This window comes from Vibrio sp. 10N.286.45.E10 (genome assembly GCF_002874195.2).
GTDB lineage: Bacteria > Pseudomonadota > Gammaproteobacteria > Enterobacterales > Vibrionaceae > Vibrio > Vibrio crassostreae.
The window spans coordinates 2,770,650-2,786,175 of the sequence record NZ_MCWD02000001.1 but is presented as its reverse complement, the minus strand read 5'-3'; the positions used below and the strand labels follow the sequence as shown (position 1 = coordinate 2,786,175).

19 protein-coding genes are annotated in these 15,526 nt (G+C 45.2%); 11 read left to right on the top strand and 8 right to left on the bottom strand.

From position 1 onward, the window contains the following. Nucleotides 1–154: 154 nt before the first annotated feature. The 6 genes from crp to BCU34_RS12530 all read right to left on the bottom strand — a co-directional run bounded on the left by crp (nucleotide 155) and on the right by BCU34_RS12530 (nucleotide 5,939). Nucleotides 155–787, bottom strand: coding sequence for a cAMP-activated global transcriptional regulator CRP (gene crp, locus BCU34_RS12555; protein ID WP_004729651.1), 633 nt, complete (start codon nucleotides 785–787; stop codon nucleotides 155–157). Between the two features lie 239 nt (nucleotides 788–1,026). Further along, nucleotides 1,027–1,896 (bottom strand): phosphoribulokinase, encoded by an 870-nt coding sequence (locus tag BCU34_RS12550; RefSeq protein WP_010435210.1) that lies wholly within the window; start codon nucleotides 1,894–1,896, stop codon nucleotides 1,027–1,029. 77 nt (nucleotides 1,897–1,973) lie between these two features. Beyond that, complete coding sequence (locus BCU34_RS12545; protein WP_010435208.1) at nucleotides 1,974–2,186, bottom strand: YheU family protein; 213 nt, start codon at nucleotides 2,184–2,186, stop codon at nucleotides 1,974–1,976. Between the two features lie 95 nt (nucleotides 2,187–2,281). Next, nucleotides 2,282–3,274: a hydrolase gene (locus BCU34_RS12540; RefSeq protein ID WP_102478453.1), complete on the bottom strand. Its 993-nt coding sequence runs from the start codon at nucleotides 3,272–3,274 to the stop codon at nucleotides 2,282–2,284. A 275-nt stretch (nucleotides 3,275–3,549) separates the two neighbouring features. After that, a complete protein-coding gene (locus BCU34_RS12535; RefSeq protein ID WP_102478450.1) occupies nucleotides 3,550–4,020 on the bottom strand; it encodes a TIGR02444 family protein in 471 nt (156 codons plus the stop codon). Next, nucleotides 4,017–5,939: an ABC transporter ATP-binding protein gene (locus BCU34_RS12530; protein WP_048659152.1), complete on the bottom strand. Its 1,923-nt coding sequence runs from the start codon at nucleotides 5,937–5,939 to the stop codon at nucleotides 4,017–4,019. Before BCU34_RS12530 ends, BCU34_RS12535 begins: the two co-directional genes overlap by 4 nt. Before the next feature lie 174 nt (nucleotides 5,940–6,113). Here BCU34_RS12530 and kefG point away from each other — a divergent pair, with 174 nt between their 5' ends. The 5 genes from kefG (at nucleotide 6,114) to BCU34_RS12505 (ending at nucleotide 10,708) form a co-directional block, all read left to right on the top strand. After that, nucleotides 6,114–6,698, top strand: a complete 585-nt coding sequence (gene kefG / locus BCU34_RS12525) for a glutathione-regulated potassium-efflux system ancillary protein KefG (protein ID WP_048659151.1) — start codon at nucleotides 6,114–6,116, stop codon at nucleotides 6,696–6,698. After that, nucleotides 6,685–8,481 carry a glutathione-regulated potassium-efflux system protein KefB gene (gene kefB / locus BCU34_RS12520; RefSeq protein WP_102478451.1) on the top strand — a complete coding sequence of 599 codons (1,797 nt, stop codon included), beginning with the start codon at nucleotides 6,685–6,687 and terminating at the stop codon, nucleotides 8,479–8,481. Before kefG ends, kefB begins: the two co-directional genes overlap by 14 nt. A 157-nt stretch (nucleotides 8,482–8,638) precedes the next feature. Next, entirely contained in the window at nucleotides 8,639–8,839 is a 201-nt protein-coding gene (locus BCU34_RS12515; RefSeq protein ID WP_029235422.1) for a YheV family putative zinc ribbon protein, read from the top strand. Between the two features lie 94 nt (nucleotides 8,840–8,933). Next, the gene (slyD, locus tag BCU34_RS12510) at nucleotides 8,934–9,524 is read left to right on the top strand and encodes a peptidylprolyl isomerase (RefSeq protein ID WP_017061108.1); all 591 of its coding nucleotides are present in this window, start codon (nucleotides 8,934–8,936) and stop codon (nucleotides 9,522–9,524) included. 218 nt (nucleotides 9,525–9,742) lie between these two features. Further along, nucleotides 9,743–10,708 carry an isoaspartyl peptidase/L-asparaginase family protein gene (locus tag BCU34_RS12505; protein ID WP_102478452.1) on the top strand — a complete coding sequence of 322 codons (966 nt, stop codon included), beginning with the start codon at nucleotides 9,743–9,745 and terminating at the stop codon, nucleotides 10,706–10,708. Nucleotides 10,709–10,823: 115 nt separating this feature from the next. Here BCU34_RS12505 and BCU34_RS12500 read toward each other — a convergent pair whose 3' ends face one another. Next, nucleotides 10,824–11,051 (bottom strand): SlyX family protein, encoded by a 228-nt coding sequence (locus BCU34_RS12500; protein WP_009848930.1) that lies wholly within the window; start codon nucleotides 11,049–11,051, stop codon nucleotides 10,824–10,826. 5 nt (nucleotides 11,052–11,056) lie between these two features. Continuing rightward, on the bottom strand, nucleotides 11,057–12,034 hold the full coding sequence (locus BCU34_RS12495) for a WD40 repeat domain-containing protein (protein ID WP_102433291.1): 978 nt from the start codon (nucleotides 12,032–12,034) through the stop codon (nucleotides 11,057–11,059). Between the two features lie 131 nt (nucleotides 12,035–12,165). Between BCU34_RS12495 and fkpA the strand changes: the two genes are divergently transcribed. The 6 genes from fkpA to rpsL all read left to right on the top strand — a co-directional run bounded on the left by fkpA (nucleotide 12,166) and on the right by rpsL (nucleotide 15,450). Beyond that, nucleotides 12,166–12,942 (top strand): FKBP-type peptidyl-prolyl cis-trans isomerase, encoded by a 777-nt coding sequence (gene fkpA, locus BCU34_RS12490; RefSeq protein ID WP_048659147.1) that lies wholly within the window; start codon nucleotides 12,166–12,168, stop codon nucleotides 12,940–12,942. A 205-nt stretch (nucleotides 12,943–13,147) separates the two neighbouring features. Then, nucleotides 13,148–13,873 carry a transcriptional regulator gene (locus BCU34_RS12485; RefSeq protein WP_004729851.1) on the top strand — a complete coding sequence of 242 codons (726 nt, stop codon included), beginning with the start codon at nucleotides 13,148–13,150 and terminating at the stop codon, nucleotides 13,871–13,873. Continuing rightward, on the top strand, nucleotides 13,867–14,256 hold the full coding sequence (tusD, locus tag BCU34_RS12480; RefSeq protein WP_017063709.1) for a sulfurtransferase complex subunit TusD: 390 nt from the start codon (nucleotides 13,867–13,869) through the stop codon (nucleotides 14,254–14,256). Before BCU34_RS12485 ends, tusD begins: the two co-directional genes overlap by 7 nt. Then, complete coding sequence (gene tusC, locus BCU34_RS12475) at nucleotides 14,253–14,609, top strand: sulfurtransferase complex subunit TusC (RefSeq protein WP_102433290.1); 357 nt, start codon at nucleotides 14,253–14,255, stop codon at nucleotides 14,607–14,609. Before tusD ends, tusC begins: the two co-directional genes overlap by 4 nt. Before the next feature lie 8 nt (nucleotides 14,610–14,617). Beyond that, a complete protein-coding gene (gene tusB, locus BCU34_RS12470; protein WP_048659145.1) occupies nucleotides 14,618–14,893 on the top strand; it encodes a sulfurtransferase complex subunit TusB in 276 nt (91 codons plus the stop codon). A gap of 182 nt (nucleotides 14,894–15,075) precedes the next feature. Next, nucleotides 15,076–15,450, top strand: coding sequence for a 30S ribosomal protein S12 (rpsL, locus tag BCU34_RS12465; protein ID WP_004737194.1), 375 nt, complete (start codon nucleotides 15,076–15,078; stop codon nucleotides 15,448–15,450). Nucleotides 15,451–15,526 lie beyond the last annotated feature (76 nt).

Below are 15,526 nucleotides of genomic sequence, written 5' to 3'. Positions count from 1 at the left end.
TTATCCTAGATATGCGAGTACGCTTCGCTTCGAGGAAGTTTACAAATAGGATTCTGTGAGTTTTCTCGTATCTGTTCTATAGATCTTTAGAAAACAAAAAAGCCACCAAATTTGCATTTGGTGGCTTTCAAATTTTTGGCTCAGTTAATCGAGATTAACGAGTGCCGTATACCACGATAGTTTTACCATGTGCAGAAATTAGGTTCTGCTCTTCTAGCATCTTCAAGATACGACCAACTGTCTCACGAGAACAACCAACGATCTGGCCAATCTCTTGACGAGTGATCTTGATTTGCATGCCGTCAGGGTGAGTCATTGCATCTGGCTGTTTCGCTAGGTTTAGTAGCGTTTGAGCGATACGACCTGTTACGTCAAGGAACGCTAAGTCACCAACCTTTTGGCTAGTTACTTGTAGACGGTTTGCCATTTGCGCTGAAAGGCGCATTAGGATATCTGGGTTCACTTGGATAAGTTGACGGAATTTCTTGAAAGAAATCTCAGCTACTTCACAAGGAGATTTAGCACGAACCCAAGCAGTACGTTCTTGGTCTTCTTCGAACAAGCCAAGCTCACCGATGAAGTCGCCTTGGTTTAGGTAAGAAAGAATCATTTCCTTACCTTCTTCGTCTTTGATAAGAACTGCCACAGAACCTTTAACGATGTAGTACAAGGTTTCTGCCTTTTCACCAGCATGAATCAAAGTACTTTTTGAAGGGTACTTATGAATATGACAGTGTGAAAGGAACCACTCTAATGTTGGATCGGTTTGAGGTTTACCTAGAACCATAATATCTCACTTCCTCTGCAGGGTATGCTTGCCGCTTTCCGTATTTTAGCTAAGCCTGGATTGACTTGTAGGATAAGAGCACTCGTTGAGCGCTGCAAGCTATCTTGTGTTTCGTTTAAGAATAGTATCCTTTTTCAGGTACTATTTCTTGATTTTAATCGTGACCAAGCTACGATTTTTTACGCAAAATTGTGCACATGATCACGGTATGAAAAGTAATCAACCAGAATGTCGTTTTGTTAACCTATTTTTCCGGTTTCGATAAGTTGTTGCAGGATTGGCCTCACAATGAGCTCCATAGCAAAACTCATCTTGCCGCCTGGCACCACTAGCGTGTTATGGCGAGACATAAAAGAGCCATCAATCATAGCCAGAAGGTAGGGGAAATCGACGTTTTTGATGCCACGCAAACGTATAACTACGAAGCTTTCGTCTAAACTTGGAATCCCTTTGGCGTTGAGTGGGTTCGATGTATCTACGGTTGGAACACGCTGAAAGTTTATGTGAGTGCGCGAAAATTGCGGGGTAATGTAGTTGAGGTAATCATCCATTGAACGAACAATGGAGTCCATTACCGCTTCGCGTGAGTGACCACGATCGCGAGTGTCACGAACGAATTTTTGAATCCACTCTAGGTTTACGATGGGCACCATGCCGATCAGCAAATCGACGTGTTGAGAAACGTTAATGTCGCCATCAACCACACCGCCGTGCAAGCCTTCGTAAAACATCACATCGGAATTTTCTGGGATCTCTTGCCATGGCGTGAAGGTGCCCGGCATTTGATTGTAAGGCACGGCTTCATCAAAGGTGTGCAGGTAGCTTCTTACTTTACCTGTACCTTCGTTACCGTATTTACGGAAGAACTCTTCTAGCGCACCAAAGTCGTTGGCTTGAGGACCAAAGTAGCTGATGTGCTTACCTTGCTCGCGCGCTTTACGGATCTCGACATCCATCTCTGGACGTGTGAAGCGATGGAAACTATCCCCTTCAACCCAAGCTGCCTTCACGTCCATCATATTGAACATTTTACGGAAGGCTTCTGAGGTAGTGGTGGTGCCGGCTCCAGATGAACCCGTCACCGCAATAATTGGATGTTTAGCGGACATGACAACCCTTGTCTTTTGAGTAACTTACTTGTTAGCAATCGTTTACCACTATAACACGGCTCCTTTGTGAGCGCAGCTTAGAAGCGTTTTGTGACTTGAATATCAACGGTTTCATGGAGTTCAGAAAACACGATGCTGACTTCTCCTGAAGCTAATTGATGTTTCACTTGGTCAATCTTGTTTTGCAGTGAAACCTCTACGTCGCCGTAGTCTGTGCCTTCACGCAGCACGAACTCTTTGATGAGGTTTTCCAGTGTCTCTGGTGCAATGTCTTGCCATGGGATGATCATAAATACTTCTCTCTTTTATGTTCATAGATATGTTTATTGATGCAGAAATGCGAGTGCTTAGTAATGTTTTGCTTCTATTTACTAAGGCTCGGTCATTATGCCGAATCTTGGATACTTTCATAGTAGGCAGGCAAGGCTTCTTCTAACCAAAATCTTGGCTTGAGTGTGCTGCCAGTAATAAACCCAACATGGCCGCCTTTTTGGAACAGTCGATAATCGATGTTATCGGGCAGAACGAATTTTGGGATCACATCATCGGTCATGAAAGGGTCGTCTTTGGCATGAATGATCTGCGTCGGCAGTTTAATCTTGTTGAGCTTAGGCAGCGCAGAACATTGCGCATAATAATCTTGGGCATTTTTGAAGCCGTGCAGCGGTGCAGTGATTCGTTCATCAAACTCATACAGTTTGGTGATGTTCTTGATGGCTTCAGCTGTGATGCCAAGTTTTTCCTGTAGCAGGTTAACTTTTTTTAACGCATTCGATTTTAGAGAGTTGAGCAGGTACTTCTTATAAAGCTTGGAGAAACCGCGCTCAATACGACTCGAGCAACACGCTAAGTCAAATGGAGCAGATACGATTGTCGCCGCCGACAGCAATGGGTCGTCTGCGTACTCAGCTAAATAGTTCGCCAGCATGTTCCCACCTAAAGATATGCCAACCGCAACCTTCGGGTTATTCGGAAACTGGGCGTGTAGGTGTCTTAGGAAAAAGCGCGCATCTTCGACCTCACCTGAATGGTAAGCGCGAGCTAGGCGATTGGGTTTTCCGCTGCAGCCTCTGAAGTGCATCATTACCGATAACCAACCATCTTTAGCAAATGCATTCATCAATCCGTTGGCGTAAGGGCTCTCAAAGCTACCTTCTAAACCATGGAATAGAACGAATATCGGCTTGTTACTTCGATCATCATTGCTTGGGTTGTCACGGTCGGGTGATTCGCTCCAAGCAAGATCAAGAAAGTCACCATCGGGAGTTTCTAAGGTTTGCCAGTGAGGATGAAACAGCGCCTGTTTTCTAATAAACCGTGGCACTAAGGTTTGTAAGTGCGGATTAGAGAGACCAGCGGCTGCGGTAAATATTGTCATAAAAACGATCCATGCTTCTTTGATGGGCTTTGATAACGTGTTGAGCTTGCAGTGAAACGCCCACGTTTTTATTTGAGCTTGGTTGATTCTCGGCATAAGCGCAAGGCTTTCACTTATACGAGACACAAAAACAGGCTATGGGTAACCAGTTGAATAATATCAATGTTAGGTGCGTTAAACACTTAATTGTGCGTATTAGTCAGTGCATGCAAATGAAGAGAGACAGGGCGCAGTTAAGCTTGGATCTTGATTGAAGAAAAAGGAAAGAGAATGAGCTAGGGCTGAGGTGCTGGTTCAGAAAAAGCGTCGTAGAGGTTTTCTGCTCCTAATAAACGACAGTACTGAAACGCGAGCGGTGATTGCTGGTTAGCGTAAAGCTGTAGGGAGTTTATACAGTCGACGAGATCGGACTGTTGTTGCTTTTCAAGCTGTAACTCAAACTGTAAGGCTTCACGGTATAGTGAGTCGACAACGTGTGTTTTGAGGTGTTTACGTAGCTCTCGATAACTATGAAGCAGGGTTTCAGAGCGGCTCAAGCATTGTTGTACTTTGTGCCACTCTTCTTCAGCAAAAGATAATTGCTGCTCATCAAGCCATTTGAGAAGCAACAGTAAATTGACGTTGCCGTGGAACTGGTTTTGCAAAGCTAGGCACGCATCCTTTACACCGCGCACACTGTAGTACTGAAGGCTAAATTGCCATAGTCGTTCCAGTGTTAGTGATATTGGGGCGTGCTCTGGGCTCATAAGCTATCCATATCCTGTTCCATCTGCTCAAGCTCTTCTTGAGTGGACATCCAATCCATTTCAACTTCTTCTAGCTGTGACTTACTGCTCGCTTGGAGAGCGAGAACTTTATTCAGTTTAGCCTTATTTTCAGCTTCATACAGTGAAGTGTCGGATAATTCTTGCTCGGCTTCTTCAAGAGCCTGAGTTAATTTATCCATCTGTTTTTCAAATTGAGTCAGCTTTTTACGCAGTGGTGCCGTCAGTTTACGGAACTCGGCTTCTTTACGTTTCTGCTCTTTTTTCGCTGCTGCACTGTTGGCACCGTCTTTTGCTGGTGCCAATGCTTGTGCTTCTTTGCGCTCAACTTTCTGCTGTTCGGTTAGCCACTTGTAGTAATCGCTTAAGTCACCATCAAACGGTGCTACTTGGCGGTCGTGTACAAGGTATAAATCATCGGTAGTTGCACGCAATAGGTAACGGTCGTGCGATACGATAACCATTGCGCCTTCAAACGTCTGCAGGGCAAAAGTCAGCGCTTGACGCATGTCGAGATCCAAGTGGTTGGTTGGTTCATCGAGTAGCAACAGGTTTGGTTTTTGCCATACCAATAGCGCTAAAACTAAACGCGCTTTTTCACCACCGGAGAAAGGTGCTACTTTATCGAGCGCTTTTTCACCTTGGAAACCGAAGCTACCTAGGTAATCACGCAGTTGTTGCTCGGTGTGCTTAGGGGCAATCTGCATCATGTGTTGCAGCGGTGTTTCTTCAGGGTGCAGAGTTTCTAATTGGTGTTGTGCAAAGTAACCAATCTTAACGCCTTGCGAATAGCTCAGTTCACCGCCTTGTTGTTTCAGTTCGCCAGAAAGCAGTTTAATCAATGTTGATTTACCAGCACCATTTCGACCAAGTAGACCAATACGACTGCCCGGAACCAGGTTTAGGCGAATCTTTTCTAGAATTAGGTTGTCGTCGTAGCCCGCAGATACCTCATCCATCATCATGATTGGGTTTGGTAGTGCGTCTGGCTCTCTAAACTCAAAGCTGAATGGGTTATCAAACTGAGCAGGTAATACTTGTTCCATTTTCTCTAGCGCTTTAATACGGCTTTGCGCTTGGCGAGCCTTTGAAGCTTTGTAACGGAAACGGTCAATGTAGCTCTGCATGTGAGACATCTGTTTCTGCTGCTTTTGGTACATCGCTTGTTGCAGAATCAGTTTTTGCGCTCGTTGGGTTTCGAACGATGAGTAGTTACCCGTGTACTCATTGAGCTGTTGATTTTCAACATGCACGATGCGGTTGACGATAGGGTCTAAGAAGTCTCTATCGTGCGAGATAAGCACTAGCGTACCAGGGTAGCTTTGTAACCAACGCTCTAGCCACATTACTGCGTCTAAATCCAAGTGGTTGGTAGGTTCATCGAGTAGCAGTAGGTCACTGCGACACAGTAGGGCTTGCGCTAGGTTTAAACGCATACGCCAACCACCTGAGAATTGAGTCAGGTTCCACGCCATTTGTTCTTGGCTAAAGCCTAGGCCGTCTAACAGCTCGGCAGCGCGAGCCTTGATGCTGTAGCCACCAATGGTTTCAATCTTGCCGTGGATCTCTGCGACCAAGGTGCCGTTGTCGGCTTGTTCAGCTTTCTCTAGTTGATCTTCAAGGCCGCGGTATTCACGGTCACCATCAATCACGTATTCAATTGCTGTTCTTTCTAATGCTGGTGTTTCTTGAGCAACCCAAGCCATTTCCCAATGGGCAGGTTTGCTGAATGAGCCTGCATCAATAGACAGTTCGTCCTTAATTAAGGCGAATAGCGTAGATTTACCACAGCCGTTTTTACCAACCAAACCGATCTTGTCGCCAGGGTGAAAAGTCGCAGATGCTTGGTCGAGGAGTGGCTTACCGCCGCGTAGCAATTGAATATCAGAGAAAGTAATCATAATTGAAATAGCATAGAAATTAGAGGTGAACAGACGCCTGCATAGTAGGCTGAAACCAGATAAAAGTCGATCACAATGCAATTTGCGTTATGATGCCAATAACATATTAATAACTTTTGCTTAAATTCTTGTGGCCTTGCCACCGTTTAGCCTTCAAAGGAATGTTTCAAAGGAATGAGTAATACTCCCTCGACAGACAAACCCGTGCCAAAGGTGCTGGTCATCTATGCGCACCCTGAGCCGCAAACCTCTATCGCTAACCAGATCATGGTTAAAAAGATAGAGTCACTTGGGAATGTCAAAATCCACGATCTCTACGCCATCTATCCGGACTTCTTTATTGATGTGCCTTCCGAGCATGAGTTGCTGCTTGAATATGATGTGATTGTGTTCCAACACCCTTTGTTTATGTATTCATGTCCTTCGTTGTTGAAAGAGTGGTTTGATCGCGTGTTAGGTAAGGGTTTTGCCTTTGGTGAGCAAAGCGCACTTAAGGGTAAACACTGGCGTAGCGTTATCACAACCGGTGGTAAAGAAGAGGCGTTTGGTGCCGCAGGCTATAATAAATATCCATTACAAGAGATTTTGCAACCATTCGAGCTAACCGCTGCTTTGTGTCAGATGAATTGGATATCCCCTTTGGTTTTACACTGGGCACGAAATGTTACCGATATGACGCGTTACCAACACGCAGAAGCGTATCGAAATTGGTTGCGAGACCCGCTACAAGATATAGGAGCAGATGATGGCTCTGACTAATGATTTTCTACAAAGTAGCGTTATATTCTTAGCGGCTGCTGTGGTTGCGGTTCCTATCGCGCAGCGAGCTGGCTTGGGTTCAGTACTCGGTTATTTATTGGCTGGTGTCGCGATTGGGCCTTGGGGACTTGGCTTAATCAGTGACGTAGAGGCGATTCTGCACTTCTCCGAATTCGGGGTCGTACTGCTGCTCTTCCTGATTGGCCTAGAGCTTAACCCGAAAAAGTTGTGGCAGATGCGAGCCCCCATTCTCGGGCTGGGTGGCGCGCAAGTGCTTATCACCACCCTGATTATTACCGCCATCGCCTGTATGTTCGGTTTAACGTGGCAAACTAGCTTGGTCATAGGTATGGGTTTAGCTTTGTCTTCGACCGCAATCGCGTTGCGGGTTATTGAAGAGCGTGAACTCGGTGGTAAAGAAGCGGGGCAGTCTGGCTTTGCAGTGTTACTTTTCCAAGATATTGCAGTAATCCCTATGCTAGCAATGCTACCTTTGCTAGCAGGTAATACAGGCGGCAGCTGGGCGGACATGCTTTGGATGCTGGGTGGTGTGATTGGTCTGCTGGTCGGTGGCCACTTCTTATTGAGGCCTTTGTTCCGCTACGTCGTTATGAGTGGTGTGCGTGAGCTATTTACTGTTGCAGCGCTGTTACTTGTGATTGGTATTGCCGTGATCATGCAACAGATTGGCTTGTCGATGGCATTGGGTACTTTCCTAGCGGGCGTGCTTCTAGCTGAAAGTGAATATCGACATGAGCTTGAAATTGCGATTGACCCATTCAAAGGGTTGTTGCTTGGTCTGTTCTTCATCTCTGTGGGTATGGCGGTGAATTTAGGCTTACTTGCTGAAAGCCCATTCGCGATACTGTTTGCTGTATTAGCTCTCGTGGTTTTGAAAGGCTTAGTGCTGTATGGGCTAGCTCGTGTTTTCGGTACTCAAGCCAAAGCCCGTAGTCGCATGGCGATGATTCTCAGCCAAGGTGGTGAGTTCGCTTTCGTTATTTTTACCGCGGCGAGTGCTCAAGGTATCTTAAGTGGTGAACAAGTGTCGTTCTTACTGGTGGTTGTGAGTTTGTCGATGGTGACCACGCCATTGATGCTCAAGCTGCAAGACCGATTCTTTGCTCGTCAACTTAACCAAATCAGCGAAAACGCAATGTCTTCGGATGTTGTCGATCGCAGTCCTCGAGTGATCATTGCAGGCTTTGGTCGTTTTGGTCAGATCATTGGTCGTTTGATGTATGCCAATAAGATTCGTATTACCGTTCTTGAGAGTGATGCCAGCCAAATCCATATCCTTAGAAAGTTTGGCTACAAAGTATTTTACGGAGACTCGACTCACCTCGAGCTGTTACGCGCAGCTGGTGCTGACAAAGCAGAGGCGATTGTGCTGTGTACTGACTCTCCCGATGAAATCATGAAAACCGTCGATTTATGTAAGCAGCACTTCCCGCGCTTAAAGATCTTAGCTCGTGCACGAAGCCGTGTTGAAGCATATCAATTACTTAACCACGGTGTGAGTAACTACTCTCGTGAAACCTTCCTTGGTGCACTGGATTTAGGTCGTCAAACATTGACTGAACTTGGTATGCATCCATATAAAGCGAAGCGAGCAGAAGCACACTTTAGAAAGTTGGATAATGGTATGCTCAAAGAGTTACTGCCTCAGCATAACGAAGATGCCGAGTTGGCCCAAAGAGCGAAAGAGGCTCGTAAAGAGCTTGAAGAGATTTTTGGACACGAGATGGAAAACGATCACCAGTCTCGAAACTATTGGCAGTAGACTGAATTGATAACTAATAGCTTGAGTTTAGAGATATAGCTTGAGCTAAGAAATAACAGTCTAGATAACTAATCTAATAATAAACGTGGTCTCTGCTTTTTCTTAAATAGATCTAGAGTGGAAGAACTACGAATCCAGAGTAGTAAAGGATAAGAACGTGAAACAGAAAAAACGCTTTATCGCAGGAGCAAGCTGCCCAAGTTGTAATACTCAAGACACACTCCGTTGGTGGATTGAAAATAATATCGAGCTGGTGGAATGTGTCGATTGTGACTTCACAGAACAGCGTAAACCGAAAACTGTAGAGAAATCTGAACACGCGAATCAAGAAATGATCGGTATTTTTAAGCCTGAATGATTGAGTTTCGTTAATTGATCCCCATAATATCCGGGTACAGAATTTTTCCTAAGCTCAACTGTTCGAGCTTAGTCCAAACCTCCTTGGAGCTCTCATGAAAATTGAAAAGAACGTAGTAGTTAGTGTTGCATATCAAGTGAAACTTGAAGATGGCGTAGTAGTTGACCAATCAACTGCAGAAGCTCCACTAGATTACCTTCACGGTCACAACAACCTAATTACAGGTCTTGAAAAAGAGCTTGAAGGCAAAGTAGCTGGCGACAAGTTCTCTGCAACGGTTACTCCAGAAGACGCATACGGCGAGCACAACGACGCACTAGTTCAACGTGTTCCTGCTGACGTATTCCAAGGTGTTGAGCAAATCGAAGTTGGCATGCGTTTCCTAGCGGATACTGACCAAGGTCCAATCCCAGTAGAAGTTACTGAAGTAGATGGCGACGAAGTTGTTGTTGATGGTAACCACATGCTAGCTGGCCAAACTCTAACGTTTGACGTTGAAGTTGTAGCGGTTCGTGAAGCGACTGAAGAAGAAGTTCAACACGGTCACGTACACCAAGAAGGCGGCTGTGGCGGTCACGACCACGATCATGACCACGAAGGCGGTTGCTGTGGTGGCGAAGGCCATGACCACGGTGAAGAGAAAAAAGACGGCTGCTGCGGCGGCGGTAGCTGTGGTTCTCACTAATACCGAATTAACGGTTTAGTTTAAGAATCTTGAAAGCCTCCCTTGTGGAGGCTTTTTGTGTTTAGGATTCTAGCTTTTTGATCTCGCTTTTATCCACCAAACCAAGTGTCCGAAAGTCTAAGCATTCGCAAAAAGTTTGGTTTTCGCTATCAGACATCGAACCATGGATGTGGTATTGATAGCACAATATTATAAGACGACGTCAGTGGAGAGTTTGTATGTCACAGCCTTTTTCAATTGCCATTCATGGTGGTGCAGGAACCATCTTGCGAGAGCAAATGAGCGATGAATTAAAAGCGGGTATTACCGAGGCTTTGGAAAAATCGGTTTTGGCTGGTTATAAAATATTGCAATCGGGTGGTGATGCTCTGGATGCGGTAGTCGCATCGGTTAAGGTGATGGAAGACAGTCCCCACTTTAATGCCGGCAAAGGCTCGGTTCTAACGCATGATGAATTTGTTGAAATGGACGCTTCTGTGATGCGTGGCCGCGAAATGGATGCGGGGGCAATTGCAGGCGTTCGTCATATCAAAAACCCGATTGAACTTGCGCGTGATGTGATGCTGAAAAGCGACCATGTACTATTGATTGGTGAAGGCGCCGAGAAGTTTGCGTTTGAGCATGAATATACGTTTACTGAGCAAGACTACTTCTTTACTGAACGCCGTTATGACCAGCTTCAGTCGATGAAAGAGAAAGGCATTTTTGCTTTGTCTGAAGCGAAATATGATGAACAGCAAGCTGAGAAATACCCTGACGACAAAAAGTACGGCACGGTCGGTGCAGTCGCATTAGACCAAGCGGGCAACTTAGCGGCAGCCACCAGTACCGGTGGCGTGACCAATAAGAAATACGGTCGTGTCGGGGATTCTCCGATTATTGGTGCAGGAACCATGGCTGAAAATGGCAACGTTGCTGTCTCAACAACCGGGATGGGCGAGTTCTTCTTAAGAAAGATGGTTGCGAGTGATGTGGCGGCACGAATGCGTTATCTCAAAGAAGATGTGCATACCGCTTGTGAACACATTATCCAAGGTGAACTGAAAACCATGGGCGGGGAAGGTGGCTTGATCGCTATCGATGACCAAGGCGATATTCATTTTGGTATGAACAGCTCTGGGATGTATCGTGCAAGCGTTGATACTCAAGGCCGTGTAGAAGTGAAGATTTATGCTGATGAGTAATCTCATACAGGCGTAAATTAAATTACCAAGTACATAAACAAAGGGCGACAGATATTTTCTGCCGCCCTTTGTTTTTCAATTATGGCAAATGAGCAGTAGCCCATTTGAATTGAACTTAATAGTGTGGAGGTGGCGTCTCTTCTGATGCGTCTGCTAGGTTAGAGCCATCCATATTTTTCACTTTGCCAACCACGAACTTCATCTGATCTTGCATTCTCGTGATCAACATTTGCTGTTGGCTAAGCGCTTCATTGAGTTCTTCAATGGTCTGTTCTTGGAAAGCTAGCTGACACTCTAGGTCATTAACGCGGCTTTCTAGTTGTTCAACTCGCTTTTCTGTCATCGTTCTTAATCCACATTCCAAGCTTGGGCAATGCCCGCAGAGGTGCCCGATATCACACGGTTCTTATCATCAAAGGCTGCATCATACACTACCGCACGAGGAGGGCGAGCATCTTTTAGTGGCTCAGCATCGTGGCGAGAAATTCGTTTGCCATCCTGAGTATTCCACACACTCACTTGGCTAGATGGTGTGCCTGTCACCAACATACTGCCGTCATCAGAAAAACGAGCACTCGAGAAAATCAACTGTCGAGACCAGCTTTGCAGTTGTGCTTGAGGTTCGCCCGTTTCAAGATCCCAAATCATTGCTTGGTTGCCGCCATCAGAGGTAAAAGCCAGCTCACCATCGCGTTGTAGCGCGACTCGTACTACTCTTTGTTCATGCTCAAAGGAGCGCAATACCAAGCCCGACTCAGTATCCCAAAGGTAGGCTTTGTAGTCGTTGCCACCGGATAAGGCGTAGCGACCATTAGATGAAAGGGACACGGAATTCACTTTTTCTCGGTGAGCGAGGAACTCCAGACGGCGTCCGGTGACTAAGTCCACATAGATGGCTTTGCCATTAGAAAGGCCAAGCAGTACTTTTTCACCATTGCTAGAGATATCGACATCGCGAATCAAGCCGTCTGAGATAGACCATAGCCCTTGTGCTTGAGTCCAAGATAAGTCCCAAACGGCGAAGTTCATTTGGCTCGCGGTAATGGCAAAACGGCCATTGTCCGAGATACGGATACGTGATACTTGGTTTTCTAACTGATCTTGTGGGCCAAGCTGAGCCAACTCTTGGTTTTGGGCGAGATCCCAAAGCAGTAGTTGTTTTTGCTGAGAGTAGAGCAGGGCGAAGCGTCCATCTCTGCTGAGTGCAAAGCTGGTGGCACCGTTGGGTTCAATTTCCCAACGTTGCTCATCACCTTGGAAGAAAAAACATCCATTTAACAAGGTGATGACAATTGCACATAGCAATGAATGGAAAAATATTTGCATCACGTCTAATAATCCGGTTTTTGTCTAAAGACATATGACTAGTATATTGTTATAACTAACGTATTCACACCAATCTAATCATTAGATTTGTGCACAATAACCAATGGCTTGGCCATTAATTGGAGAATTCAATGAAATCAGTTTTAAAAGTATCACTGCTTGCCGCAACGGTTATGCTAGCAGTTGGTTGTCAGAAAGAAGAACCAAAGGCAGAAGCTCCACAGGTAGAAGAAGTTAAAGTTGAAGCAGTAAACTTTAAAACAGAAGATGACAAAGCGGCTTACGCAATCGGTGTATCTTTCGCTAACTACCTAAGCACAAGCATTGATAAGCCAAGCGAGCTAGGTATCAACCTAGACAAAGATATGGTTCTTCAAGGTATCGAAGACGTATTTGCAGAGAAAACAGCACTTAACGAAGAAGAAACTCGCGCAGCTCTTGAAGCTCTAGACAAGCGTGTTGCTGAAACGATGCAAGCACAAGCGGCAGAAAAATCTGCAGAAGTGAAGAAAGCTGGTGATGACTTCCGTGCTGAGTTCGCTAAAACTGAAGGCGTTAAGCAAACTGAATCTGGCCTACTTTACCAAGTAATGACACAAGGTGAAGGCGCTTCTCCAAAAGACACCGATACCGTTCAAGTACACTACAAAGGTACACTAACTGATGGTACTCAGTTCGATAGCTCTTACGATCGTGGCGAACCAGCAACATTCCCACTAAACCGCGTAATCCCAGGCTGGACTGAAGGCGTACAGCTGATGCAAGTCGGTTCTAAGTACAAGTTCGTTATCCCGCCAGAGCTAGCATACGGTGAGCAAGACACACCGACTATCCCAGCTAACTCAACGCTAGTATTCGAAGTAGAACTACTAAACATCGATAACGCTGAAGCAGCTCCTGCACAGTAATATCGGTCAAAAGCCTCGTACTAAAATACGTTGATTGAATAAAAAGCCTAACTTTGAGTTAGGCTTTTTTTATGATTTGAAGATGAGTATTTGATTTTTAAACTTGTTCTAAATCACTAGTTGCAATGTTAGCTAGGTGTGCAATTAAAATTTTCTGATAAACTTACATAAATTTGTTGATTTTTCACACGAAGGTAAGGAATAAGTGACTACTACAGAAACAGTCAATGCAGATGTGTTACTTGAAATGGAATCAGTCCACGTTATGCCATTCAGTGAACACGATAAAATCATTCTAAGATCTTATGAGGCCGTTGTTGACGGTATTGCGAGCCTTATTGGTCCGTTTTGTGAAATCGTTTTGCACTCTTTAGAAGACCTCAATACTTCTGCGATTAAAATTGCCAACGGCGAAAATACAGGTCGTCAGGTTGGCTCGCCGATCACCGATCTTGCATTGAAGATGCTAAAAGATATTGAAGGTTCTAAGCGTAACTTCTCACGTTCATATTTCACTCGCGCTAAAGGTGGAGTGTTGATGAAGTCGATCACGGTTGCTATCCGCAACGGTGAAGACCGAGTGATTGGCCTACTGTGTATTAACGTGAACCTAGACGCGCCATTCTCACAAGTACTGCAATCGTTCATGCCTACGCAAGACGCAGACGAAGCCGCATCATCGGTTAACTTCGCTAGTGACGTTGAAGAACTTGTCGACCAAACGGTTGAACGCACCATAGAAGAAATTAACGCTGACAAATCGGTATCGAATAATACTAAGAACCGTCAGATCGTGATGGAGTTGTACGATAAAGGTATTTTCGACATCAAAGACGCGATTAACCGCGTTGCTGAGCGACTGAACATCTCTAAGCACACCGTGTACCTATACATCCGCCAACGTAAAACAGAGGATGAAGAGGGTTGCTAAGCTATACACTCCTAGTTAATGGGCCGGTGTATGGCTCACAGTCAGCAAGAAGTGCCTACCAGTTTGCCGTGGCTCTGATTAAACAGGGCCACAAACTTCACAGTGTGTTCTTCTATCAAGATGGCGTCAGTAACGGCTCAGACCTTACCGTACCGGCTAACGATGAATTTGACTTAGCTTCAGCTTGGCAAAAGCTGGCTGATGAGCACGATGTTAGCCTTGAAACCTGTGTGGCTGCTGCGCTAAGACGCGGAGTGATTAGCTCTGAAGAAGCAGAGCAACATCAACTAAGTGCCTCTAACCTAGCAACTGGATTTACTCAGGCCGGATTAGGGAGCTTATCGGAAGCACTACTAACGCAAGATAGGGTGGTGCAGTTTTGAGAAAGTTAGCCTTTATATTTAACAGTTACCCTCATACGACCGCTGCGGGTAGAGAAGGGTTAGACGCCCTGCTTGCTGCGTCCGCATACAGTGAAGACATTGCCGTGTTCTTTGTTGGTGATGGGGTGACTCAGCTTCTTAAAGCGCAGCAGCCCGACGAAACACTATCGCGTGACTACATCTCTGCATTCAAACTTATGGACCTTTACGACATCGAACAGGTGTATGTGTGTCAGCATAGTCTGAGTCAGTTTGGTCTTTCAGCAGACAACCTGTTGATCGATGTGACCACCGTTGAAGCCGACGAGTTAACGCAGAAGTTATCTCAGTGCCAACAGATACTGACTTTCTAAGGGACGCTATGCTTCATATCGTAAAATCAGTCGACAAACTTAAACTCGCATTGACCTACTCTCAGCCACAGGATCAGTTCCTTTTGGTGGAAGATGCGGTGTATGTTTGCCTTCCAAATCATGAGTTATTCACTCAAATCTGCGCAGTAGAGCAGGTGTCGGTGTTAAAACCAGATCTCGATAGCCGAGGTTTACAACTACTTGTCTCAAGTACCATTGATCAAGTTGACTTCGATGGCTTCGTTAAACTGACGGTTTTGAAAGACAAATCAGTGACTTGGTAAGCGTGTTTTATCAGTTTGGTTAAAATTAGACAATCCTGAGCTCTAGACGGCTAAAAAAGATCTGTATATTTCTTGACACACCTCCCACTGCTGAATAGAATTTTGCGTCCCTAATTACGACTTGTGATTAGGGATAGATTTTTCACAAAGCTTACTTTCAAGTAAATTTCAGGAGCTAGTTAATGGCAACTATTAACCAGTTGGTTCGCAAGCCTCGTGTAAAGCAAGTTGTTAAAAGCAACGTGCCTGCACTAGAAGCGTGCCCACAAAAACGTGGTGTATGTACTCGTGTTTACACTACTACACCTAAAAAACCTAACTCGGCACTACGTAAAGTATGTCGTGTACGTCTAACCAACGGTTTCGAAGTAACTTCGTACATCGGTGGTGAAGGTCACAACCTTCAAGAGCACAGTGTTGTACTAATCCGTGGCGGTCGTGTAAAAGACCTTCCGGGTGTTCGTTACCACACTGTTCGCGGCGCGCTAGACTGTGCTGGCGTTAACGACCGTAAACAAGGTCGTTCTAAGTACGGTGTGAAACGTCCTAAGTCTTAATGCATTTTCTTTTTTAAAAGAAAGCGTTAAGTAAGGCCAAACACTATTTTATTTATTATTCTGAAAAGTTTTGGAA

Coding starts and splice junctions, on each gene's coding strand:
- crp (WP_004729651.1), bottom strand. CDS start 787: ATGGTTCTAGGTAAACCTCAAACCGATCCAACATTAGAGTGGTTCCTT.
- BCU34_RS12550 (WP_010435210.1), bottom strand. CDS start 1,896: ATGTCCGCTAAACATCCAATTATTGCGGTGACGGGTTCATCTGGAGCC.
- BCU34_RS12545 (WP_010435208.1), bottom strand. CDS start 2,186: ATGATCATCCCATGGCAAGACATTGCACCAGAGACACTGGAAAACCTC.
- BCU34_RS12540 (WP_102478453.1), bottom strand. CDS start 3,274: ATGACAATATTTACCGCAGCCGCTGGTCTCTCTAATCCGCACTTACAA.
- BCU34_RS12535 (WP_102478450.1), bottom strand. CDS start 4,020: ATGAGCCCAGAGCACGCCCCAATATCACTAACACTGGAACGACTATGG.
- BCU34_RS12530 (WP_048659152.1), bottom strand. CDS start 5,939: ATGATTACTTTCTCTGATATTCAATTGCTACGCGGCGGTAAGCCACTC.
- kefG (WP_048659151.1), top strand. CDS start 6,114: ATGAGTAATACTCCCTCGACAGACAAACCCGTGCCAAAGGTGCTGGTC.
- kefB (WP_102478451.1), top strand. CDS start 6,685: ATGGCTCTGACTAATGATTTTCTACAAAGTAGCGTTATATTCTTAGCG.
- slyD (WP_017061108.1), top strand. CDS start 8,934: ATGAAAATTGAAAAGAACGTAGTAGTTAGTGTTGCATATCAAGTGAAA.
- BCU34_RS12505 (WP_102478452.1), top strand. CDS start 9,743: ATGTCACAGCCTTTTTCAATTGCCATTCATGGTGGTGCAGGAACCATC.
- BCU34_RS12500 (WP_009848930.1), bottom strand. CDS start 11,051: ATGACAGAAAAGCGAGTTGAACAACTAGAAAGCCGCGTTAATGACCTA.
- BCU34_RS12495 (WP_102433291.1), bottom strand. CDS start 12,034: ATGCAAATATTTTTCCATTCATTGCTATGTGCAATTGTCATCACCTTG.
- fkpA (WP_048659147.1), top strand. CDS start 12,166: ATGAAATCAGTTTTAAAAGTATCACTGCTTGCCGCAACGGTTATGCTA.
- tusB (WP_048659145.1), top strand. CDS start 14,618: ATGCTTCATATCGTAAAATCAGTCGACAAACTTAAACTCGCATTGACC.
- rpsL (WP_004737194.1), top strand. CDS start 15,076: ATGGCAACTATTAACCAGTTGGTTCGCAAGCCTCGTGTAAAGCAAGTT.